This is a genomic window from Noviherbaspirillum sp. Root189 (genome assembly GCF_001428545.1).
GTDB lineage: Bacteria > Pseudomonadota > Gammaproteobacteria > Burkholderiales > Burkholderiaceae_D > Noviherbaspirillum.
The window spans coordinates 1-1320 of the sequence record NZ_LMHZ01000085.1; the positions used below are offsets into that span (position 1 = coordinate 1).

Annotated in this window: 1 protein-coding gene; it reads left to right on the forward strand. The window is 63.7% G+C overall.

Annotated features, from left to right (window positions below; genetic code table 11):
• Nucleotides 1-1320, forward strand: a 1320-nt coding sequence (locus ASE07_RS27200; RefSeq protein WP_156397108.1) for a condensation domain-containing protein, incomplete at both ends; no start/stop codon positions are given.

The window sequence follows — 1320 nt, forward strand, 5'->3', positions numbered from 1 at the left end:
AACCACGGTGTGCGCGACGATGCAGGTGTGCGACCCGCAAAGCGAGCAGGCGCCGGCGATTGGGCGTCCGATTGCCAACACCCGCATCTATTTGCTGGACGCCAATGGTCAGCCGGTGCCGCAGGGGGTGGCCGGCGAGATTCATATCGGCGGTGTGCAGGTGGCACGCGGTTATCTGAACCGCGATGAATTGACGGCGGAGCGCTTCGTGGCCGACCCGTTCAGCAGTGAGCCGGGTACCCGGATGTACAAGACTGGCGACCTGGGACGTTACCTGGCCGATGGCAGCATTCAGTTCCTGGGGCGTAACGATGATCAGGTCAAGCTGCGCGGCTTCCGCATTGAGCTCGGTGAAATTGAAGCGAAGCTGCTGGAGCAGGATGGCGTGCGCGAAGCGGTGGTGATCGCACGCGAAGACCGGGCGGGCAACAAGCGGCTGGTCGCCTACCTGACGACCGATGCGCAGCTTGATACTGAAGCGCTGCGTGTAGTTCTGTCGGCAACGCTGCCCGAGTACATGGTGCCGGCCGCGTACGTGCAACTCGACACCCTGCCGCTGACGCCGAACGGCAAGCTGGACCGTCAGGCGTTGCCGGCACCGGAAGGCGGCGCCTACGCGACCCGTGCCTATGAAGCACCGGTCGGTGACGTCGAAGCCGCGCTGGCTGCAATCTGGGCCGAAGTGCTTGATCTCCAGGTCGGGACCATCGGCCGTGCCGATCACTTTTTCGCCCTTGGCGGCCACTCGCTGCTCGCAATGCGGGTGGTCTCGCGCGTAAGAGAGTTCTTGAACGCGGATCTCGGGGTGACCGAATTGTTCGATTACCCGGTACTCGCGGAATTGGCATCAATCATTGCTCAGGCAGCCAAACCGGAACTGCCAGCCATCACGCTGGCGTCGCGCGAGAGCCCGCTGCCGCTGTCGTTCGCACAGCAACGGCTGTGGTTCCTGTCGCAGATGGAAGGCGTCAGCCAGGCGCTGGACCGCATCGTCGCCCGCCACGAAGCCTTGCGAACGACCTTCGTGCTGGAACAAGGCCAGCCGGTGCAGCGCATCGCCGCTGACACTGGCTTTGCATTGCAGGAACACGACCTGCGCAACSAGAATGACGCCGAAGCCAAACTCGACGAACTGGCCGAGGCCGAAGCTGCCGCACCGTTCGACCTGGCAGCCGGCCCGCTGGTGCGTGGTCGCCTGATCCGGATCACTGACGACGAGCACGTACTGCTGGTGACGATGCACCACATCGTCTCCGACGGCTGGTCGCAGGGCATTCTGGTCAACGAGTTCAGCGCGCTGTACAACGCGTATTGCGAAGG